We start from the raw sequence: 20,841 nt of genomic DNA on the forward strand, positions 1-20,841 counted from the left end.
GCGGGTCCGGGCTCAAGTATGGCGCATCCGGTCAGCGGGACCCGCCACCGCGTCCGTCCAGCAGCCGCTCGACGTACTTGGCCAGCACGTCCACCTCGAGGTTGACCGGGTCCCCGTGGGCCAGACCACCGAGGATCGTGGCCTCGAGGGTGGTGGGGATCAGCGAGACCTCGAACCAGGCGTCGGCCTCGCCGGGCGCGCTCACCGCCGAGACGGTGAGCGAGGTGCCGGAGACGGTGATGGAGCCCTTCTCCACGACGTACCGGGCGAGATCGCCAGGCAGGGAGATCCGCAGGACGTGCCAGTGTTCGTGCTCGACGCGGCTGACGACCCGGCCGGTGCCGTCGACGTGGCCCTGGACGATGTGTCCGCCGAAGCGGGCGTCGGCGCGCATGGCGCGCTCCAGGTTGACGGGGTCGCCGGGCGCGAGGGCGGCGAGCGCGGTGCGGTCGAGCGTCTCGGCCATGACGTCCACGTCGAAGTGGGCACCGGTCTCCCACTCCGTGACGGTGAGGCAGACCCCGTTGACGGCGATCGAGTCGCCGTGGCCGGCGTCGGAGGTGACCAGGGGGCCGCGGATCCGCAGTCGCGCGGAGTCGCCACGCCGGTCGATCGACTCGAGCGTGCCGAGCTCCTCAACGATTCCGGTGAACATCAGCGGGGTCCTCTCGTCGGTTCGATGGCGGGCGCCCGGGTGTCGGGCGCCGCGGGCGCGGGTCGGGTGGTCGGCGCCGTCATGCGCAGGTGGACGTCGGCGCCGAGGACGGTGGTCTCGCGGACGGTGAAACCGTGCGCGTCGGCGAGCGTGGCGACGCCGGCCCCCTCGACGGCCGACCGTCCGCCGCCGAGGACGAGCGGGGCGATGTAGGCGTCGACCTGGTCGACGAGCCCGGCGGCCAGGAACGCCCCGGCCAGGCGCGGGCCGCCCTCGACGAGGACGTGACACACGTCCCCGAGCATCGCGAGCGCCTCGGCGGGGTCCCGGGTGGCGAGGTGCCGGAACCGGCCGTCGTCCCCGCGGACGGCCGCGTCGGCGGGCACGGCGGACAGGCCCATCACCGCCCGGAGGGGCTGGCGTGGGGCGGGGCGTCCGTCGTCTAGGCGGGCGGTCAGAGCGGGGTCGTCGGCGGTGAGGGTCCCGGTGCCGACGACGAGGGCGTCGATCTCCTGCCGCCTCGCGTGTGCGTGCTGTCGCGAGACCGGCCCGGTGATCCACCTGCTCGACCCGTCGGCCGCGGCCACCCTGCCGTCCAGGCTGGCCGCGTACTTCCAGGTGACGAACGGTCGGCCGTGGGCCTGTCGGTGGAGCCACGCCCGGAGCGGGCCGTCCCCGGCGGCGCGGACCTCGTCGTCGTCGCCCCTGGACACGTCGACCCCCGCCCGCCGCAAGGTGTCGGCACCGCCGGCCGCCACGGGGTTCGGGTCGGACACGGCGTACACCACGCGCGCGACGCCCGCGGCCAGGGCCCGCGCGGTGCAGGGGCCCGTGCGGCCGTGGTGATCGCACGGCTCCAACGTCACGACGAGCGTGCCACTCCGCGCCCGGTCGCCGGCCTCGTCCAGGGCGACCACCTCGGCGTGCCGGCCGCCCGGCGCCTCGGTGGCGCCGCGACCGACGACCGCGCCGGCGGCGTCGAGCACCACCGCGCCGACCGGGGGGTTGGGCGTGCTCACCCCGAGAGCCGCGCGCGAGAGCGCGATCGCCTCGGCGAGGGCGGCCCGCTCCCGGCGGCGCGCCGGTGTCGTCGTGGAGGCGACCGCTTCGGGGCCGGTCGCGTCGGGCACGGTCACGCCCGCGCGGCGAGCGCCCGGTCGCGCAGGTCCCCGATCATCGCGTCGGGGTCCGGGGCGCCGTAGACGGCCGAGCCGGCCACGAACACGTCACAGCCGGCGGCCGCGCACTCCCCGATCGTGTCGGCGTCGATCCCACCGTCGATCTGGATGCGGACGTCCAGACCGCGGCGGTCGATCTCGGCACGCAGGGCGCGGACCTTGTCGAGCGACTCGGGCATGAACTTCTGACCGCCGAAGCCCGGCTCGACGCTCATCACGAGGACCAGGTCCACGTGGTCGAGCACCTCGAAGCACATCTCGGCGGGCGTGCCCGGCTTGATCGAGATCCCGGCACTGCTGCCCTTGACGTGCAGCAGGTCCGCCACCGCCACCGGGTCGTCGGCCGCCTCGAGGTGGAAGGTCACGTTCGCGGCGCCCGCGTCGACGTAGCCCCCGACCCAGCGCAGCGGGTTCTCGATCATGAGGTGGCAGTCCATGGGCTTGTCGGTCACCCGGCCGACCGCAGCGGCGACCGGCGCGCCGAACGACAGGTTGGGCACGAAGTGGCCGTCCATGACGTCCACGTGGATCCAGTCGGCGGACGGGATGCGCTCGATCTCGCGGTCGAGTCGGGCGAAGTCGGCGGACAGGATCGACGGCGCGATGAGCGGCTGGTACGACATGCCGCCCAGTCTAGGCGGGCCGCGTCAGCGGGTCCGCCGCAGCGCCGCCATGAACATCGCGTCGGTGCCGTGCCGGTGCGGCCACAGCTGCACCCACGGCCCCTCCCCCGACCCGTCGGGCGGGCCGCCGACCGCGCCGCCGATGTCCGCGAGGATCTCCCTCACGTCGAGGGTCTCCACGTCGTCCCGGCGTGCCGCCTCCCGGACCACCGACACCGTCTCCGACAGGTGCGGCGAGCACGTCGCGTACAGCACCACACCCCCCGGTCGGACCAGCCGCAGAGCCGAGTCGAGCAGCTCGCGCTGCAGGGCGACCAGTCCCGGGATGTCCGCCGCGGTTTTGCGCCAGCGCGCCTCCGGGCGACGACGTAGTGCACCCAACCCCGAGCACGGTGCGTCGAGGAGCACGCGGTCGAAGCCGGGCTCGAGCCCGGGATCCCGCCCGTCGGCCGTGTGCACCGTCACCGGCAGGTCCCGTGTGGCCTCCCGCACGAGGTCGGCCCGGTGCGGCGACACCTCGACGCCGGTGAGGGTCCCGCCCTCGATCTCCGCGAGCGCGCCCAACATCACCGCCTTGCCGCCGGGGCCGGCGGCGAGATCGAGCCAGCGTCCGCCGTCCGGCCCGTCGAGTGGCGCGCGTGCGGCGGCGAGCGCGACCAGCTGGCTGCCCTCGTCCTGGACCGCGGCCAGCCCCTCCCGCACGGCGTCGAGCGTGACCGGGTCGCCCGAGTCGAGGTGCACCGCGTACGGCGACAGCTCGCCCTCGCGGCCCCCCGTGACCAACGCGAGCTCTTCGGCGGAGATCGCGCCCGGCCGGGCGGCCAGGTGGACCCTGGGCCGCGCGTCGTCCGCGGCGAGCAGCTCGGGCAGCTCCCCGGCGGCCGCACCGAGCGAGTCGGCGAACGCCCGGGCGATCCACTCCGGGTGGGCGGTGCCGATGGCCATTCTCGCCACCGGGTCGGTCACGCCGTCGCGTAGCGCCTCCACCCACGCGTCCGCGTCGCGCGCCGAGATCTTGCGCAGGACCGCGTTGACGAACGCACCTGCGCGGCCGAGCCCCGCGGTGCGAGCCGCTTCCACGCTGGTGTCGACGGCCGCGTGCGCGCCGATGCGCGTGAACAGCAGCTGGTAGGCGCCCAGGCGGATCAGATCGAGCACCGGCGGGTCGATCTCCTCGACGGGGCGCGACGAGGCGAGGGTGATGATGCGGTCGAGGAGCCCCTGCGCGCGGAGCGTGCCGTAGGTCAGCTCGGTCGCCAGGGCGGCGTCGCGGGTGTCGAGCTTCGCCCGGCGCAGCTCGGCCGGCAGCGTGAGGTTGGCGTAGGCCGCGCGCTCGCGGACCGCCGCCATGACCGTCAGGGCCACGGACCTCGCGTCGGGCCGTCGCTGCGCTCGCTGCTGGTCACCCGACCGCTGCCGGCCTCCTTGCTGCTGCCGGTCACCAGACCGCTGCCGGGCTCCCGAACGCGGTCCCCCTGACCGTTGCTGGCCGCCCGACCGTGGGCGACCTGCGCCCGTGTCCCGGGGGCGACCTTCGCCGTCTCCGCGCTTCGGGGCGTCACCGCCGCGCCCGCTGCCGCCGCTTCCGGCGCCACGGCCCCGTTCGCTGCCGCCGCTTCCAGCGCCGCGGCCCCGCCCGCCGTCGGCGCTCACTCGAAGGCCGCCTCGGCGTCGAGGCGCGCACCGCGGACCCAGTTGAGTGCGTCCATCATCCTCTTGCCCGGGGGTTGAATGGTCTCGAGCACCATGGGAGCGGAGGCCGTGCCCACGTGCACGGCCTTCTTGTCCCACGCGATACGGCCGGGCTCGAGGTCGGGGGCGGTCTCCTCGGCCGGGCGGGCCGAGCCGATCTTCACCCGCTCGCCGCCGAGTGTCGTCCACGCACCGGGCGCCGGGGTGACCGATCGGATATGTCGATCGACCGCCAGGGCGGGGTCGGTCCACCGCACCCGCGCGTCGTCGACAGTGAGTTTCCCCGCGTGGGAGACACCATCGGTCGGCTGCGGCACCGGACGCAACTCCCCCGCCTCGAGGCCGTCGAGCGTCGCGACCAGCAGACCGGCCCCGGACTCGGACAGTCGCCCGAGCAGGTCGCCGGCGGTGTCGCGTGGCCGGATCGTCTCGGTCATCGTCCCCAGCACGGGGCCGGTGTCCATCCCCTCGTCGAGTCGGAACGTCGTGGCGCCGGTGACCTCGTCACCGGCCGCGATGGCGGCGTTGACGGGGGCGGCCCCCCGCCACGCGGGCAGGAGGGAGAAGTGCAGGTTGATCCAACCGTGCGCCGGGATGTCCAGAACGGGCCGTGGGACGAGGTGTCCGTAGGCGACCACGGGGACGGCGTCGGGCGCCAGTTCACGCAGCCGCTCGGCGAACCCGGAATCGCGGGCGTTGGGCGGGGTGAGGACCTCGATCCCCGCAGCGTCGGCGGCGGCCGCGACGGGACTGCGGGACAGCCCGCGGCCACGTCCGGTGCGCGCGTCGGGTCGGGAGACCACGGCCACCACCTCGTGGCGGTCGCTGTCGAGGAGAGCCCGCAGGGACGGGACGGCGACGTCGGGGGTGCCGGCGAAGACGAGGCGCATCGGTCACCTCACCGCCATGGCGTCGGAGAGCTGGTCGTAGACGACCCCGGCGCTGACGGCGGCGCTGCCGAACCACGCTGACGACCGGATCTCGGCCATCGCGGCGCGGCGACGTTCCGGGGTGAGCCGCTGGAGGAACAGCACCCCGTCGAGGTGGTCGATCTCATGCTGGACCGCGCGGGCGAGGATGCCCTCCGCCTCGAAGCTCACGGGGTCGCCCTTCATGTCGAACCCGCGTGCGCGGACCCGGGCGAACCGCTCCGTGGGCATCGACACACCCGGGATGGACAGACAGCCCTCGTTGACCTCGGTGGTCTCGTCCCCGATGGCTTCCCATTCCGGGTTGACCAGGTGGCCCCGACGTCCTCCACAGGTGTAGACGAACACGCGGGTGGACAGGCCGATCTGCGGGGCCGCGAGACCGGCACCCTCCTCGTGCGCGACCGTGTCCATGAGGTCCGTCACCGTCCGCGCCAGCCGGTCGTCGAAGGAGGTGACGGGATCAGCGGCGGTCCTCAGGACGGGATCGCCGAAGAGCCGGACGGGGTGGACGGGCATGCGTATCGGGTCTCCTCGGAGCGACGGTGATGAACAGCCATTCTAGGCGCTGCGTCGGTCATCCGATGTTCACGGGATCCAGGCGGACGCGCAGCGGATGCGTGGATCGTCTGCCCGCCCGCCGGACGATGAGGGCGCGCAGCTCCGCGGCGACGTCGTTCAGCATCGCCGGGGGGACCCGCAGGAGGACCCGCTCGGGATCCTCCACCTCGTCATGGCCGGGCAGCTCCTCGCCAGGGGGGAGGTCCACCGGGCCGAGCACCTCGACGCTGTCGGCGAACCGGAAGTCCTCGAGGAACTCCGCCAGCGCCGCCGCGGGGCCGTCGACCGCCATCATGTGGACCGCCGGGGGGAACCCGACCTCGGCGCGGTCGGCGAGCTCTCGCTCCGCCCAGCCCTGCGGGTCCCACCGGACCAATGCCTGGGCGACCGCGGACCCGGAGTCCGCCGACAGGAACACCCTGCCGCCCTCGTCGGCCGGGCGGACGAGCCCGGCGGCGCCGATCCACAGCCGGAGCGCGTTCTGCACAGCCCTCAGGTCGGGCCGGCCGAGCAGTGCCCACGAGTCCAACAGCAGCGCGGCGCCGTAACCGCCGTCGGCGACGGGCTCGGCGCCGGGGGTGGACACGATGATCGCGGGACTCGCGGGCACGGAGTCGAGGATCTCCCCTCCCCCGCTCGTGCGGATCCGCACACCGGGGAACATCCGGCCCAACTCCTCGGCGGTGCGCCCCGCGCCCACGACCCCGGCGCGCAACGCACGCGATCCGCAGGCCACGCACCGGAACCCCGGCTCGGGCGCCCCGCACCACCCGCACGCCAGCTCGACCGGCCCGTGGACCTCGTCCATGCGGCCGGCGCGCAGGGGGCCGTTGCAGCGACGACACCGGGCGGGCGTCCGGCAGGAACCGCACAGCAGAGTGGGGATGTACCCCTTCCTGGGAACCTGGACCAGGACCGGCGCGTCGACGTCGATCGACTCGCGGGCCATCGTCAACGCGACGGCCGGCAGGCGCGTGCGGCCGCCCGCGACGTCGCGTGCCTGGACCGGGTCGGCGTCCGTCACGGCCACCACTCGCGGGGCCAGCTCGCGGACCAGGCCGGCGCGGGGCCGGATCTCGTGTGCCCAGCCGGTCCTCACGTACTCCGCGACTTCCGGCGTCCGGTCCACCGACGTCAGCAGGAGCGGGGTGCCCTCGAGCGCGGAACGCTGGGCGGCGACATCACGCGTGTGCGGATACGGAGCGCGGGGTTCGACGAAGGAGTCGTCACCGTCGTCGTGCAGCACGATGAGGCCCGGTTCGGGGAGCGGGGCGAAGACGGAGCTGCGTGTGCCCACGACGATCCGTGCATGCCCGCGGACCGCGCGCAGCCAGCGTCGGTACCTGGCGGAGGGGCCCACTCCCGCGGACAGGTCGGCGACGAGGTCCCGGCCGGCCGCTCCGCCCCCGACCACCTCGCGGCACGCCCCGGCGAGGCGGTCGACGTCACGTTGGTCTGGGACGATGAGCAGCACCTGCAGACCCCGTCGTCGGACGGAGTCGGCGAGTGCGGCCAACGACCGCGCCCAGTCCCGGCCGGGCGGCACCGTCCACACCCCCCGGGCCGGCACACCGCCGGTGACCGCCTCGAGGAACCTGGCGACCATCGGGTGGTCCTCCCAGCCCGCCGGTAGTTCGACCGGGCCGATCGACACCCCCTCGGGCGCGCCGGGCTCGGGCACGGACTTCTCCGCCGCCGCGTGCCGGGGCGGGATGGCCAGTCGGAGCACGTCGGACCGCGTGCCCACCCACCGGCGCGCGACGAGGTCGACCAGGCGCAACAGCGCCGGGGTGAGGACGGGTTCCGGGGAGACCACGCGTTCGAGCCAGGCGAGCTCGCCCTGGTGGTCGGTGTGGGCCGCGCGTTCGACGAGGAAACCGTCGACAAGTCGGCCGGCGAAGCGCACCCGCACGCGTACGCCGGGGCGAGCCTCGGCCGACATCGACTCGGGCACCCGGTAGTCGAATTCGCGGTCGAGGTGGGGTACCCCGAGCAACGGCAGAACCCGGGCCACGGGGCGCTCGGCCGCCGCGACCCGGGTGGCCGGGCGCGTTGTCGTCACGTCGGGAATCCTCGCACCCCGCTACGACACCCGGGTGCGACGGCTCTACAGTCCGGCGGCCGTCCTGAGGTCCTCGACGCGGTCGGTGCGCTCCCAGGGCAGGTCGACGTCGGTGCGTCCGAAGTGGCCGTAGGCCGCGGTGGGGGCGTAGATGGGCCGCTTGAGGTCCAGGTCGCGGATGATGGCGCCCGGGCGCAGGTCGAACACCTCCGTCACGGCCTGCTGCAGACGGTCGATGTCGACCTTCTCGGTGCCGAAGGCTTCGACGAACAGGCCGACGGGGGCGGCCTTGCCGATGGCGTAGGCGACCTGGACCTCGACGCGCTCGGCCAGCCCGGCGGCGACGATGTTCTTGGCGACCCAGCGCATGGCGTACGCGGCGGAGCGGTCGACTTTGGACGGGTCCTTGCCCGAGAAGGCGCCGCCGCCGTGACGGGCCATGCCGCCATAGGTGTCGACGATGATCTTGCGTCCGGTCAGACCGGCGTCACCCATCGGGCCACCGAGCACGAACCGGCCCGTGGGGTTCACCAACAGGCGGAAGTCGGAGGTGTCGATGTCACCGGCCGCATCGGCCAGGACCGGGTCGATCACATGGGCGGTGAGGTCGTCGCGCAGCGTGGTCTCGAGGTCGATGCCGTCGGCGTGCTGGGTGGAGATGACGATGGTGTCCAGACGCACCGCGCGGTCGCCGTCGTACTCGATGGTGACCTGGGTCTTGCCGTCCGGGCGCAGGTAGTCGAGCGTGCCGTCCTTGCGCACCTCGGTCAGCCGCCGGGACAGGCGGTGGGCCAGCGCGATCGGCAGCGGCATGAGCTCGGGGGTGTCCGAGCAGGCGTAGCCGAACATCAGGCCCTGGTCGCCGGCGCCCTGGCGGGCGATGGCGTCCTCGACCGATTCGGTGGAGGTGCGTGCCTCGTGGGAGGTGTCCACGCCTTGCGCGATCTCCGGGGACTGCTGGCCGATGGAGATCGACACGCCGCAGGAGACCCCGTCGAAGCCCTTGTCGGAGGAGTCGTAGCCGATCTCGACGATCTTGTCGCGGATGAGCTGCGGGATCTCCACGTAACCGGTGGTCTTGACCTCGCCGGCCACGTGGACCTGGCCGGTGGTGACCATGGTCTCCACGGCCACGCGGGCCGCCGGGTCCTGTTCCAGCATCGCGTCGAGGATCGAATCTGAGATGGCGTCACAGATCTTGTCCGGATGCCCCTCGGTCACGGACTCGCTGGTGAACAGCCGACGTGCCTGCGTCACAGTGCTTCTCTCTTCCATGGTGGGATCGCGTGTGATCGGTGCCGATCGCGTGAGAACGACACTAGTCGGTGCGGTCTGTGTCACTCCGGCGGGTCCGGCGGAGGCTGACCGCTGCGACCGCGTCGAGCAGCCGGTCGGCCAGGAGGTCCTTGCTCGCCCGGTCCAGCGTGGTCTCGGCGCCGTCGACGTCGAGGATCCAGCCCCCGTTGTCGTCCCGGCCGAAGGTGGTGTCCCGCCCGACCTCGTTGACGACGAGGAGGTCGCATCCCTTCCTCGCGAGCTTCGCCCGGCCGTGCTCGAGGACCGACCCGGACGAGTCGCCGGTCTCGGCCGCGAAACCGACCAGGACGCAGCTGGAGGGGACGTCGCCGGCGGAGCGGGCCGCGACGAGGTCGGCCAGGATGTCCGGGTTGCGCTGCAGCCTGATCTCGGCCGGCTCGGAATCGCTGCCCTTCTTGAGCTTGGACTCGGAGACGTCCGCCGGCCGGAAGTCGGCGACGGCCGCGGCCTTGACGACGACATCGGCGTGGGCGGCGGCGCGCAGGGTCTCCTCCCGCAACTCCAGGGCGGACTCGATGTGCACCGCCTCGACGGCCGCGGGCACCGGGAGGTCCGAGGACGTCACCAACGTGACCCGGGCGCCACGGGCCGAGGCCACCGCGGCGATCGCGTGTCCCTGCTTGCCGGAGCTCCGGTTGCCGAGGAACCGGACCGGGTCGATCTCCTCGCGGGTACCGCCGGAGGTCACCACGACGCGCCGACCCGCCAGATCCCACGGCAAGGCCCCGCCGTCGAGGAGGAGCCAGGCCAGCCGGGCGATGTCCGACGGCTCGGGTAGGCGCCCGGCGCCGGTGTCGGCGCCGGTGAGGCGTCCGGAGGCCGGTGGCATGACGTGCACCCCGTCCCCGCGGAGAGTGTCGACGTTCCGCCGGGTGGCGGGGTGCTCCCACATCTCGGTGTGCATGGCCGGGGCGAGCAGGACCGGGCAGCGTGCGGTGAGCAGCGTGGAGGTGAGGAGGTCGTCCGCCCGGCCGCTCGCCGCGCGGGCGAGCAGGTCGGCGGTGGCGGGGGCGACGACGACGAGGTCCGCCCGCTGCCCGAGGGCGACGTGGCGGACGGACGGCACGTCCGAGAACACCCCGGTCGACACCGGATTTCCGGACAGCGCCTCGAAGGTGGCGGACCCGACGAAGCGCAGGGCCGCCTCGGTGGGGACGACGTCGACGTGGCATCCGGACTCGGTGAGGAGCCGGATCAGGCCGCAGGCCTTGTACGCGGCGATCCCGCCGCCCACGCCGACGACGACACGCTTGCCGCGCATGTCGTCCCCGGTGGGGCTCACTCTCCCTCGGCGCAGTCGAGCAGATCGGAGTGCAGCTCGCGCAGCGCGATGGTCAGCGGCTTCTCGTGCAGCCCCGGGTCGACCAGCGGACCGACGTACTCGAGGATGCCCTCCTCGATCTGGTTGTAGTACGAGTTGATCTGCCGCGCGCGCTTGGCGGCGAAGATCACGAGCGCGTACTTGGAGGACGCCCGCTCGAGCAGCTCGTCGATCGGGGGGTTGGTGATACCGATCGGGGTGTCGTACAGCGGGGTGGCCGCTGCGGCTTCGGTGGTGGCCACTATGGGATCTCCTCTGGGTACTGCGGGCTGGTGTCTCGTGACACCCGGGTGACGCTGGGACCGGCGTTAGTCGCGGCCGACCAGCAATGATACCAACTCGTCGACGGCGGCCTCGAGTTCGTCGTTGACGATGACCACGTCGAACTCGTCGCGGGCCTCCATCTCGACCTTCGCGGTCTCGAGTCGACGGGCGACCACGTCGTGGGGTTCGGTACCCCTACCCCGCAGGCGGACCTCGAGTTCTTCCCATGACGGAGGTGCCAGGAAGACGGTCGTGCCCTCGGGTAGGGACTCGCGGATCTGACGGACCCCGGCCAGATCGACCTCGATGAGGACCGGCCGACCCTCGTCCAGGGCGCGGCGGACCGGCTCGGCGGGGGTACCGGAGAGCTGGAGGCCCCGGTGGATCTCGGCCCACTCCAGCATGCGGCCCCCCGCGACCGCGTCGCGGAACTCCTCCGTGGTGACGAAGTGATAGTCGCGACCGTCGACCTCGCCGGGGCGGGGATCGCGGGTGGTCATGGAGACGCTGAAGTAGAGATCGGACAGGCGCTCGCGCAGGCGGGCGACGACGGTTGACTTGCCGACAGCGGAGGGGCCGGCCAAGACGATCAGCCGGCCCCTCTTCGCCGTCGCCTCCGGGGCGGCCCCGGACGACGGTGTGTTCATTCGCCGATCAGTCGACCGTGAAGTCGAACCGCTCGAGCAGTGCGCGACGCTGGCGGTCACCGAGACCACGCAGACGGCGCGTCGGCGCGATCTCCAGCTCGGTCATGATCTCCTGAGCCTTGACCTTGCCCACCTTCGGCAGGGCCTCGAGCAGCGCCGAGACCTTCATCTTGCCGAGGATCTCGTCGCTCTCGGCGTCCTTGAGCACCTGCTTGAGGTCGGTGCCGCCGCGCTTCAGGCGCTCCTTGAGCTCAGCCCGGGCGCGACGGGCGGCAGCCGCCTTCTCCAGAGCAGCAGCGCGCTGCTCATCGGTCAACTGGGGAAGGGCCACAATTCCTCCGTCTCGTTCGTGTGTGTCTCATGACTCACGCGGGTGTCCACCGTAGGACACCCCCGCCTGGTGTGCGGTGACCGTCCCCGGCGCGTCCGCGGGCTGCGGAACGCCTCCGGGAGCGGGCGCTCCCTCGTGCTCACCGTACCCGGGCGGTTCCGACTTCCCCGAGGGATGTCCACTGCTTCCGGGCCTGATGACCTCAGCAACAGTACGCGGCCGAGGGACCCCGTACCAGCGCGGGGCCCCGTAGCGGTACCCCGTCTGAACTGCGCATTGGCGTGGTGAGGTTGTACAGAAGACTAGCGGCGCGCCTCGGCCACCGCGAGTCGAACCACCCGAATGCCGCCGATCCGGTTCCCGCCGGGCACACCGGTGACGTGTCCCCATGTGACGCCGGTGAACCGGAGAGGACGGCGGTGACTCAGGAGTCGTCCCCGAACCTGTACCGTGCCGCCAGATCGCGCACGACGGTCCGCATCGCGTCGACGTCCGGGCCCGCCCGGAGGACGTGCCGCGAGACGTTGACCAGGGTGTGCGGTAGTGCCGGCCCGGCGATCCTCCTGACGTCCTCGAGGGTGCCGCCCTGCTCCCCCACGCCCGGCATGAGGACGGGTCCGTGCAACGCGTCCAACCGTGGTGGATCGGCGACCGTGGCCCCCACGACCACACCGAAGGGGCCGGGCACCCCCGGCGCGGCCAGGCCGTTGCGCCGGCCCACCTCGTCGACCACCGTCTGCGCGACCGATCCCGAGGACCCGAGCGAGCGCTGCAGCGGCCCCGCTTCGGGATTGGAGGTCCGGGCGAGGACGAACAGCCCTCGCCCGGTCCGCGAGGCCGCCTCGAACGCGGCGTCGAGCGAACCGACCCCGAGGTACGGGGAGACGGTGAGCGCATCACACGCGAGCGGAGAGGAATCGCGCAGCCACGCCCGGGCGTACCCGGCCATGGTCGAGCCGATGTCGCCGCGCTTGGCATCGGCGACGGACAGCGCGCCGGCCTCGCCGATCCGGTCGAGGACCTGTTCGAGGACGCCGATGCCGGCCGAGCCGTGTTCCTCGAAGAACGCGACCTGCGGTTTGACCGCCGGGACGAGGTCCGCGAACGCCTCGAGCGACCGGCGTGCGAACTCGGCGAGCCCGTCGGCGTTCGCCCCGAGTCCCCACGCCTCGAGCAGTGCGGGGTGTGGATCGATCCCCACGCACAGGTTGCCTCGGGCGGAGACCGCCGAGCGCAACCGCTCGCCGAAGGGGGCCCGGGGGGCGGAGACGGTCATCAGGAGGCGAACCCGGAGTGCAGGTCCTGCAGCGGGCTGACGGTGACGTCGCCGCGGCGTGTCGCCTCGATGCCGTGGACGGCGGCCGTGGCGCCCTGGACGGTCGTGACGCACGGGACGCGACGCGAGATGGCGGCGGAGCGGATCTCGTGTCCGTCCGCCCGGGTCCCGCCCGTCGAGGAGGCGATGTTGAGGATGAGATCCACCTCGTCGGCGTTGATGCGGTCGACGATCGTCCGGACCGCGTTGCCCTCGGCGTCCACGGGACCCGTGCCCGACTCGGAGAGCTTCGCCACGGTCTCGCACGCGATCCCGTACCGCCGCAGCATCAGAGCGGTCCCCTCGGTGGCCAGCACGGTGAACCCGAGCGCGGCGAGGCGCTGCGCGGGGAACACCATCGAGCGCTTGTCCCGGTTCGCGACCGAGACGAACACGGTGCCCGACGTGGGGAGCACCCCCTCGGCGGCGAGCTGCCCCTTGGCGAAGGCGACGGCGAAGTCGGGGCCGATGCCCATGACCTCGCCGGTCGACTTCATCTCCGGGCTCAGCAGGGAGTCGACGGTGTCGCCTTCCGGGGTACGGAAGCGGTTGAACGGGAGGACCGCCTCCTTGACCGCGACGGGCGCGTCCGCGGGCAGGGAGCCACCGTCCCGGTCCGAGGGCAGGAGTCCCTCCTCGCGCAGCGCTGCGATCGACTCGCCCATCATGATCCGGGCGCAGGCCTTGGCCAGATGGACGCCGGTCGCCTTGGACACGAACGGCACGGTGCGGCTGGCGCGCGGGTTGGCCTCGAGGACGTAGAGGACGTCGTCCTTGATGGCGTACTGGACGTTCATCAGGCCCTTGACGCCGATGCCGAAGGCGAGTGCCTCGCTCGAACGGCGGACACGGTCGATGTCGTCCTGGCCGAGGGTGATCGGCGGGAGCGCGCAGGCGGAGTCGCCGGAGTGGATGCCGGCCTCCTCGATGTGTTCCATCACGCCACCGAGGTAGACCTCGGTGCCGTCACACAGGATGTCGACGTCGATCTCGACGGCGTCGTCGAGGAAGCGGTCCACCAGGACCGGACGGTCCGGGCTGATCTCGGTCGCCCGGTCGATGTAGGAGCGCAGGGAGGCCTCGTCGTAGACGATCTCCATGCCCCGGCCGCCCAGCACGTAGGACGGGCGCACGAGAACGGGGTAGCCGATGTCCGCGGCGATGGTCGTGGCCTCCTCCGCGTTGATCGCGGTGCCGAACGCGGGGGCGGGCAGGCCGGCGCGGACCAGCACCTCGCCGAACTCGCGGCGGTCCTCGGCCAGGTCGATGGCGGACGGGCTGGTGCCGACGATCGGCACCCCGGCCTCCTCGAGCTGGGCGGCCAGGCCGAGCGGGGTCTGCCCGCCGAGCTGGACGAGGACGCCCGCGACCGTTCCCGACTCGGACTCGGCGTGGTAGACCTCCATGACGTCCTCGAACGTGAGCGGCTCGAAGTAGAGGCGGTCCGCCGTGTCGTAGTCGGTCGAGACGGTCTCCGGGTTGCAGTTGACCATGACGGTCTCGTAGCCGGCCTCGGACAGGGTCAGGGCGGCGTGCACGCACGAGTAGTCGAACTCGATGCCCTGGCCGATCCGGTTGGGACCGGAGCCCAGGATGATGACCTTCTCCCGCTCGGTCTGCGGCGTGACCTCCGACTCGGCGGCGGGGTCGAGCTCGTAGGTGGAGTAGTGGTAAGGGGTCTTGGCCTCGAACTCGGCCGCGCAGGTGTCGACGGTCTTGTAGACGGGGCGCACCCCCAGGCGGTGCCGTAGGCGCTGCACGCCCTCGGCCCCGGCGAACTCGGGGCGCAGCGCCGCGATCTGGGCGTCGGACAGCCCGTCGTGCTTGGCGCGACGCAGCAGGGGCTCGTCGACGACCGGCGCGTCGATGATCTCCTGACGCAGCTCGACCAGTGCGGCGACCTCGTCGACGAACCACGGGTCGATGCCGGAGGCCTCGTGGACCTGCTCGACCGTGGCGCCCAGGCGCAGCGCGAGCTCGACGTCGTACATGCGTCCCTCGGTCGGGCGACGCAGATCGTCGAGGACCGCCGCGACATCGGTCGAACGCCCCGGGGCGATGACCTCGTCGGGCAGGGTCCAGAAGCCGGCGGCCTTGGTCTCGAGCGAGCGCATGACCTTGCCGAGCGCCTCGCGGTAGTTGCGGCCGAGGCTCATGGCCTCGCCCACCGACTTCATCGTGGTGGTGAGGGTGTCGTCGGCACCCGGGAACTTCTCGAACGCGAAACGCGGGGCCTTGACGACGACGTAGTCGAGGGTCGGCTCGAAGCACGCCGGGGTCTCCCCCGTGATGTCGTTGGTGATCTCGTCGAGCGAGTAGCCGATGGCGAGGCGGGCCGCGATCTTGGCGATCGGGAAGCCGGTGGCCTTGGAGGCCAGCGCCGACGAGCGGGACACGCGGGGGTTCATCTCGATCACGACGATGCGGCCGTCGACCGGGTTGACGGCGAACTGGATGTTGCAGCCGCCGGTGTCGACGCCGACCTCGCGGATGATGGCGATGCCGAGGTCGCGCATGTTCTGGAACTCGCGGTCGGTCAGCGTCATCGACGGCGCGACCGTCACGGAGTCGCCGGTGTGCACGCCGAGGGCGTCCACGTTCTCGATCGAGCACACGACGACGACGTTGTCCTTGTTGTCGCGCATGAGCTCGAGCTCGAACTCCTTCCACCCGAGGATGGACTCCTCGATGAGAACGTTCGCGGTGGGCGAGGCCGACAGCCCGCCGCCGGCGATCCGCTCGAGGTCCTCGGTGGTGAAGGCGAGGCCGGAACCGAGGCCGCCCATGGTGAACGACGGGCGGACGACGACGGGCAGGCCGAGCTCGGCGACCGTCGCGTGGACCTCCTCCATCGTGTGGCACACGGCGCTGCGCGCGGACTCGCCGCCCACACTGGCGACGATGTCCTTGAAGGTCTGCCGGTCCTCGCCGCGGTTGATCGCGGGGATGTCGGCGCCGATGAGCTCCACGCCGTGCTTGGTGAGGATCCCCTGGGCGTCGAGCTGCATGGCGGCGTTGAGCGCGGTCTGACCGCCCAGGGTCGCGAGGACCGCGTCGACGGGATGGCCCTGCTCGGCCTCGCGGACGAAGATCTTGTCGATGTACTCGGGAGTGATCGGTTCGACGTAGGTCGCGTCCGCGAACTCGGGGTCGGTCATGATCGTGGCCGGGTTGGAGTTGACCAGCGTGACGCGCAGCCCCTCCGACTTGAGCACACGGCACGCCTGGGTCCCGGAGTAGTCGAACTCACTGGCCTGGCCGATGACGATCGGTCCGGAGCCGATGACGAGGACGTGGTTGATGTCTGTGCGCCGGGGCATCAGTTCGAGCCCTTTCTGGAGTCTGCGGAGCCGGTGTCGGAGGAGGCGAGCAGGCGGACGAAGCGGTCGAACAGGTCTGCCGCGTCGCGGGGGCCCGCGGCCGCCTCGGGGTGGTACTGGACGGAGAACGCGCTGCCGTCGGTGAGGGCGACGCCCTCGACGGTGCCGTCGTTGGCGCACACGTGGGTGACGGTCGCGGTCCCCCACGGCGTCTCCCACGTGTCGTTCTCGGGGGCGCGGAGCGCGAACCCGTGGTTCTGCGAGGTGATGGCCACCGAGCCGGTGGCCTTCTCGATCACCGGGATGTTGGTGCCGCGGTGACCGAACCGCATCTTGTACGTGTCCAGGCCCAGCGCGCGCCCGAGGATCTGGTTGCCGAAGCAGATGCCGAAGAACGGGATGCCCTGGCCGAGGACCTCCTTGGTGAGGTGCACGGCGGCGTCGGCGGTCGCCGGGTCGCCGGGCCCGTTGGACAGGAAGACCCCGTCGACGTCGAGGTCGAGGACGTCCTGGAGGGTCGAGCCGGCGGGGATCACGTGGACGCGGACGCCCCGTGCCGCGAGCATCCGCGGCGTGTTGGACTTGATGCCCAGGTCGAGGGCGGCAACCGAGTACCGGGCCTCGCCCTCCGGCTCCACCACGTACGGCGCCGAGGTGGTGACCTCCTCGGACAGCGACGCGCCGGCCATGGATTCCTGGGCACGGACCGCGGCGAGCATGGTCTCGTCGTCGGAGAGATCCGCGCCGGAGAAGATGCCGGCCTTCATCGCACCGCGCTCGCGGATGTGGCGGACGACCGCGCGGGTGTCGATCCCCGCGATGCCGACGACGCCCTGAGCGACCATCTCCTCTTCGAGCGTGCGCGTGGAGCGATGGTTGGAGGCGCGGCGCGACAGGTCGCGGATGACCAGGCCCGCGACCCAGATGCGGCCGCCGCCGACCTCGCCGTCGAGCAGCGACTCGCCGTCCTCGTCGTTCCAGCCGGTGTTGCCGATCTGGGGCGCGGTGGTCACGACGATCTGCCGACAGTAGGACGGGTCGGTGAGGGTCTCCTGGTACCCGGACATACCGGTGGTGAACACCGCCTCGCCGAGCGTGGTGCCGGTGGCGCCGAACGCCTGACCCCGGTGGATACGCCCGTCCTCGAGGACGAGTGCGGCGGGCTCGCCGACCCCCTGTCGCGCGGGCGTGGTGCTGTGCGATGTCACTGCTTCTCCTCGGTGGTGGAGTCGGTATCGGGGGTGGGGGCGGCGTCACCGCGCAGCGCCTCCCAGCGGGGGTAGCCGTCCTTGTCGTCGGCCCGGAAGCCCGAGTCGACGAGGGTGCGGCCGTCCGCGCCGGTGACCTGCCAACGGGCGACGAGGATGCCGCCGCCGGGCACGGTCTTGTTGGCCAGTGCCGAGGCGCGGCGCACGTCGACGAGGTCTTCGCGCGGGATCCAGAGAGTGGCGTCGGCGAGGTCGAGTCGCAGGCCGCCGGTGTGAGCGGTGAGGGTGCCGGCCGAGCGGTGGCCGAGCGGCGGGCGGGCGATCCTGGCCTGCCAGTCGCCCGCGATGGTGCTTCCGATGTACACGCCGGACAGCGGACCCAGCACGACCTCGCCCGGGTCGGCGGGCGGTGCCGGCAGGTCGTCGAACAGACCCGCCTGGGATCGGCTCCGGTTCCGCCAGCCGAGCGTCATCAGACCGATCAGGACGAGCAGCACGGCGATGACGAAGATGACGGTCCAGAAGTCCTGGGTCATGCGAGTACCTCTCCGTCGCGGGTGGTCAGACGGCCCCGGTACACGGTGCCGACGACCCTCGCCGCGAACGTCATTCCCTCGTAGGGGGTGTTGGCGGACAGACTTGCGAGCTCCTCGCCGACGACGGTCCACGGGGAGTCGGGGTCGACGACGGCGAGGTTGGCCGGCTCCCCCACCGCGATCGGCCGCCCCTGGTCCGACAGGCCGGCGATCTCGGCGGGCCGGGTGCTCATGACGCGGGCGAGGTCCCGCCAGGTCATGTCCCCGGTCTCGACGAGCAGCGCGGCGACGATGGGCAGGGCGGTCTCGAGGCCGAGCATGCCGGGACGGGCGGCGGCGAACTCGCAGCACTTCTCCTGGGCCGCGTGCGGGGCGTGGTCGGTGGCGACGCAGTCGATCACCCCGGAGACCAGGGCCTCGCGCAGTGCCGCCGCGTCGTGCGCCTCGCGCAGCGGCGGGTTGACGCGGTACACGCCGTCGTACGACTCGAGTCGCGAGTCGTCCAGCAGCAGGTGGTGCGGGGTGACCTCGGCGGTGATCGAGATGCCCTGCGCCTTGGCCCACCGCAGCAGCTCGACGGTGCCGGTCGTGGAGGCGTGACAGATGTGGACGCGGGCACCGGCGTCGCGGGCGAGGATCGCGTCGCGGGCGACGATCGACTCCTCGGCCGAGCGCGGCCAGCCGGTGAGCCCGAGACGTGCCGCGGTGGGCCCCTCGTGTGCCACCGCTCCGCGGGTCAGCCGTGGCTCCTCGGCGTGTTGCGCGATGAGCACGCCGAGACCGGCCGAGTACTCGAGGGCACGGCGCATGACCAGCGGGTCGTACACGCACATGCCGTCGTCGGAGAATACCCGTACGCGGGCCTCCCCCGAGGCCATCTGCCCCATCTCCGTGAGCTGCTCGCCGGCGAGCCCGACTGTGACGGCGCCGACGGGGTGGACGTCGCACAGACCGACCTCGCGGCCGATCCTGAAGACCGAGTCGGTGACGGTCTGGTTGTCCTGCGGGGGCTGGGTGTTGGCCATCGCGAACACGGCGGTGTAACCGCCGCGGGCGGCGGCGGCCGACCCGGTCGCGATGGTCTCGGTGTCCTCGCGGCCGGGCTCGCGCAGATGGGTGTGCAGATCGACGAACCCGGGCAGCAGGACCGCACCGTCGAAGTCGAGGACCTCGACGCCCTCGTCACCGTCGGCGGTGCCGGCCCCGGCATGGGCGCCGGCGTCGTCACCGATCGCCGCGATCCGGCCGTCCCGGACGAGGACGTCCACGGGGTCGCCCTCTCCGTAGGGGCGTACCCGACGTAGCAGCAGGGTAGGCGCAGGGTGGGCGCTCACTCGGGGTTTCCTTCCGTTCCGACCAGGGCGTGCAGCAGGACCGACATGCGGACGTGCACCCCGTTGGTGACCTGCTGGAGGATCGCGGACGACGGCGCGTCGGCGGTGTCGAAGCCGATCTCCATGCCGCGGACCATCGGACCCGGGTGAAGCACCACGACGTCCTCCCCGAGCCGGGCGGCGCGGGCGGGTCCGAGTCCGTAGCGCACCGCGTACTCGCGGGCGGACGGGAAGAATCCGCCGTTCATCCGCTCGGCCTGGACGCGCAGCATCATGACGGCGTCCGCGCCGTCCAGTTCGGCGTCGAGATCGGTTGAGGCGCGGACGGGCCAGGAGTCCACACCCACCGGCAACAGCGTGGGCGGGGCGACGAGGACGACCTCCGCGCCCAGCGTCGACAGCAGCAGGGCGTTGGACCGGGCGACCCGCGAGTGCAGGATGTCGCCGACGATCACCACGCGGCGTCCCTCGACGCCACCCAGCCGCTCGCGCAGGGTCATGGCGTCGAGCAGTGCCTGGGTGGGGTGCTCGTGCATGCCGTCACCGGCGTTGATGACCGACGGGCCCGCCCCTCCGGGGGCGACCCAGCCGGCGATCTGCTGCGCCGCACCCGAGGCGGGGTGGCGGACGATGAGGGCATCGGCACCGATGGCGGTGAGGGTCAACGCGGTGTCGCGGAGCGACTCACCCTTCTGGACGGAGGACGCGCTCGCCGAGACGTTGATGACGTCGGCGCTCATCCACTTGCCGGCGGTCTCGAAGGACACGCGGGTCCGGGTGGAGTTCTCGTAGAACACCGTCAGCACCGTCTTGCCACGCAGCGTCGGCAATTTGCGGACCTCGCGGCCGAGGAGGGCCTCCTTCAGGCGCGCCGCCTCGTCGAGGATCGACAGCGCCGCGTCCCGGTCGAGGTCAGCCGCCGAGAGCAGGTGCTTCATCGCGTCCTCTCCGGGTCGGGTCGCCGCAGGAACACGGCGTCGGTGCCGTCGATCTCGGTGAGCCGCACCGACACGCCCTCGTCCCGAGAGGTCGGGACGTTCTTTCCCACGTAGTCGGCACGGATGGGCAGCTCGCGGTGACCGCGGTCGACGAGGACCGCCAGCTGTACGCGGTCGGGACGACCGAGATCACGGAGCGCGTCGAACGCGGCCCGGATGGTGCGGCCCGAGAACAGCACGTCGTCGACGAGGATGACCGTGGCCCCGTCGATCCCCTGCGCCGGGACCCTCGTGGGCCCCAGGGGCCGGTGCGGACCGCCCGCGAGATCGTCACGGTAGAGCGTGACGTCGAGTGACCCGGCGTGGACCTCGGCCCCGCTGAACTCGCGGATCCGCTCGGCGAGGCGGGCGGCCAGCGGCACGCCACGGGTCGGGATGCCGAGCAGCACCACGGGGCCCGAGCCGGGCGCGTCCGCAGCGGTGCGTTCGATGATCTGATGTGCCAGGCGGGACACCGTCCTGGCGACGTCGTCGGACGTGAAGAGTGACACCGAGTTCGTCTCCGAACCGTCAGCGCTCACCGATCACCACCTCCTTGTCCGCCTCGCTG

The 20,841-nt window shown here is 72.4% G+C and carries 19 protein-coding genes; all 19 read right to left on the bottom strand.

Translation table 11 applies throughout. The annotated features are described in order from the left end of the window. Nucleotides 1-31: 31 nt before the first annotated feature. Nucleotides 32-655: a riboflavin synthase gene (locus tag KHA85_RS00485; protein ID WP_213184417.1), complete on the bottom strand. Its 624-nt coding sequence runs from the start codon at nt 653-655 to the stop codon at nt 32-34. Then, entirely contained in the window at nt 655-1,785 is a 1,131-nt protein-coding gene (gene ribD / locus KHA85_RS00490; RefSeq protein ID WP_213184450.1) for a bifunctional diaminohydroxyphosphoribosylaminopyrimidine deaminase/5-amino-6-(5-phosphoribosylamino)uracil reductase RibD, read from the bottom strand. The genes KHA85_RS00485 and ribD overlap by 1 nt, the downstream gene beginning before the upstream one ends. Before the next feature lie 2 nt (nt 1,786-1,787). Continuing rightward, entirely contained in the window at nt 1,788-2,456 is a 669-nt protein-coding gene (rpe, locus tag KHA85_RS00495; RefSeq protein ID WP_213184418.1) for a ribulose-phosphate 3-epimerase, read from the bottom strand. A 24-nt stretch (nt 2,457-2,480) separates the two neighbouring features. Further along, on the bottom strand, nt 2,481-3,821 hold the full coding sequence (locus KHA85_RS00500) for an RsmB/NOP family class I SAM-dependent RNA methyltransferase (RefSeq protein WP_213184419.1): 1,341 nt from the start codon (nt 3,819-3,821) through the stop codon (nt 2,481-2,483). 284 nt (nt 3,822-4,105) lie between these two features. Then, on the bottom strand, nt 4,106-5,038 hold the full coding sequence (gene fmt / locus KHA85_RS00505) for a methionyl-tRNA formyltransferase (RefSeq protein ID WP_063973561.1): 933 nt from the start codon (nt 5,036-5,038) through the stop codon (nt 4,106-4,108). Between the two features lie 3 nt (nt 5,039-5,041). Continuing rightward, complete coding sequence (def, locus tag KHA85_RS00510; protein WP_213184420.1) at nt 5,042-5,596, bottom strand: peptide deformylase; 555 nt, start codon at nt 5,594-5,596, stop codon at nt 5,042-5,044. A gap of 58 nt (nt 5,597-5,654) precedes the next feature. Further along, a complete protein-coding gene (locus KHA85_RS00515; RefSeq protein ID WP_213184421.1) occupies nt 5,655-7,700 on the bottom strand; it encodes a primosomal protein N' in 2,046 nt (681 codons plus the stop codon). A 45-nt stretch (nt 7,701-7,745) separates the two neighbouring features. After that, nucleotides 7,746-8,957, bottom strand: a complete 1,212-nt coding sequence (metK, locus tag KHA85_RS00520; protein ID WP_181366019.1) for a methionine adenosyltransferase — start codon at nt 8,955-8,957, stop codon at nt 7,746-7,748. Nucleotides 8,958-9,018: 61 nt separating this feature from the next. Then, nucleotides 9,019-10,299, bottom strand: a complete 1,281-nt coding sequence (coaBC, locus tag KHA85_RS00525; protein ID WP_213184422.1) for a bifunctional phosphopantothenoylcysteine decarboxylase/phosphopantothenate--cysteine ligase CoaBC — start codon at nt 10,297-10,299, stop codon at nt 9,019-9,021. Beyond that, nucleotides 10,296-10,580: a DNA-directed RNA polymerase subunit omega gene (gene rpoZ / locus KHA85_RS00530; protein WP_061228655.1), complete on the bottom strand. Its 285-nt coding sequence runs from the start codon at nt 10,578-10,580 to the stop codon at nt 10,296-10,298. The genes coaBC and rpoZ overlap by 4 nt, the downstream gene beginning before the upstream one ends. Nucleotides 10,581-10,646: 66 nt before the next feature. Further along, nucleotides 10,647-11,249, bottom strand: a complete 603-nt coding sequence (gmk, locus tag KHA85_RS00535) for a guanylate kinase (RefSeq protein WP_061228656.1) — start codon at nt 11,247-11,249, stop codon at nt 10,647-10,649. A gap of 7 nt (nt 11,250-11,256) precedes the next feature. Beyond that, nucleotides 11,257-11,580, bottom strand: a complete 324-nt coding sequence (gene mihF, locus KHA85_RS00540; RefSeq protein ID WP_007631925.1) for an integration host factor, actinobacterial type — start codon at nt 11,578-11,580, stop codon at nt 11,257-11,259. Between the two features lie 424 nt (nt 11,581-12,004). Beyond that, nucleotides 12,005-12,856, bottom strand: coding sequence for an orotidine-5'-phosphate decarboxylase (gene pyrF, locus KHA85_RS00545; protein ID WP_213184423.1), 852 nt, complete (start codon nt 12,854-12,856; stop codon nt 12,005-12,007). Further along, nucleotides 12,856-16,215 (bottom strand): carbamoyl-phosphate synthase large subunit, encoded by a 3,360-nt coding sequence (gene carB, locus KHA85_RS00550; RefSeq protein ID WP_213184424.1) that lies wholly within the window; start codon nt 16,213-16,215, stop codon nt 12,856-12,858. The genes pyrF and carB overlap by 1 nt, the downstream gene beginning before the upstream one ends. Next, on the bottom strand, nt 16,215-17,423 hold the full coding sequence (gene carA, locus KHA85_RS00555) for a glutamine-hydrolyzing carbamoyl-phosphate synthase small subunit (RefSeq protein WP_213184425.1): 1,209 nt from the start codon (nt 17,421-17,423) through the stop codon (nt 16,215-16,217). Before carA ends, carB begins: the two co-directional genes overlap by 1 nt. Beyond that, the gene (locus KHA85_RS00560) at nt 17,420-17,959 is read right to left on the bottom strand and encodes a PH-like domain-containing protein (RefSeq protein WP_109148695.1); all 540 of its coding nucleotides are present in this window, start codon (nt 17,957-17,959) and stop codon (nt 17,420-17,422) included. The genes carA and KHA85_RS00560 overlap by 4 nt, the downstream gene beginning before the upstream one ends. After that, nucleotides 17,956-19,293, bottom strand: coding sequence for a dihydroorotase (locus KHA85_RS00565; protein WP_106386095.1), 1,338 nt, complete (start codon nt 19,291-19,293; stop codon nt 17,956-17,958). Before KHA85_RS00565 ends, KHA85_RS00560 begins: the two co-directional genes overlap by 4 nt. Beyond that, complete coding sequence (locus KHA85_RS00570) at nt 19,290-20,231, bottom strand: aspartate carbamoyltransferase catalytic subunit (protein WP_063973552.1); 942 nt, start codon at nt 20,229-20,231, stop codon at nt 19,290-19,292. The genes KHA85_RS00565 and KHA85_RS00570 overlap by 4 nt, the downstream gene beginning before the upstream one ends. Beyond that, entirely contained in the window at nt 20,228-20,812 is a 585-nt protein-coding gene (gene pyrR / locus KHA85_RS00575; protein ID WP_213184426.1) for a bifunctional pyr operon transcriptional regulator/uracil phosphoribosyltransferase PyrR, read from the bottom strand. Before pyrR ends, KHA85_RS00570 begins: the two co-directional genes overlap by 4 nt. Between the last annotated feature and the right edge of the window lie 29 nt (nt 20,813-20,841).

The organism is Dietzia massiliensis (assembly GCF_018390595.1).
In the GTDB taxonomy this organism is placed as follows: domain Bacteria; phylum Actinomycetota; class Actinomycetes; order Mycobacteriales; family Mycobacteriaceae; genus Dietzia; species Dietzia massiliensis.

Coding starts and splice junctions, on each gene's coding strand:
- def (WP_213184420.1), bottom strand. CDS start 5,596: ATGCCCGTCCACCCCGTCCGGCTCTTCGGCGATCCCGTCCTGAGGACC.
- KHA85_RS00570 (WP_063973552.1), bottom strand. CDS start 20,231: ATGAAGCACCTGCTCTCGGCGGCTGACCTCGACCGGGACGCGGCGCTG.
- pyrF (WP_213184423.1), bottom strand. CDS start 12,856: ATGACCGTCTCCGCCCCCCGGGCCCCCTTCGGCGAGCGGTTGCGCTCG.
- fmt (WP_063973561.1), bottom strand. CDS start 5,038: ATGCGCCTCGTCTTCGCCGGCACCCCCGACGTCGCCGTCCCGTCCCTG.
- rpe (WP_213184418.1), bottom strand. CDS start 2,456: ATGTCGTACCAGCCGCTCATCGCGCCGTCGATCCTGTCCGCCGACTTC.
- KHA85_RS00485 (WP_213184417.1), bottom strand. CDS start 655: ATGTTCACCGGAATCGTTGAGGAGCTCGGCACGCTCGAGTCGATCGAC.
- carB (WP_213184424.1), bottom strand. CDS start 16,215: ATGCCCCGGCGCACAGACATCAACCACGTCCTCGTCATCGGCTCCGGA.
- KHA85_RS00560 (WP_109148695.1), bottom strand. CDS start 17,959: ATGACCCAGGACTTCTGGACCGTCATCTTCGTCATCGCCGTGCTGCTC.
- gmk (WP_061228656.1), bottom strand. CDS start 11,249: ATGAACACACCGTCGTCCGGGGCCGCCCCGGAGGCGACGGCGAAGAGG.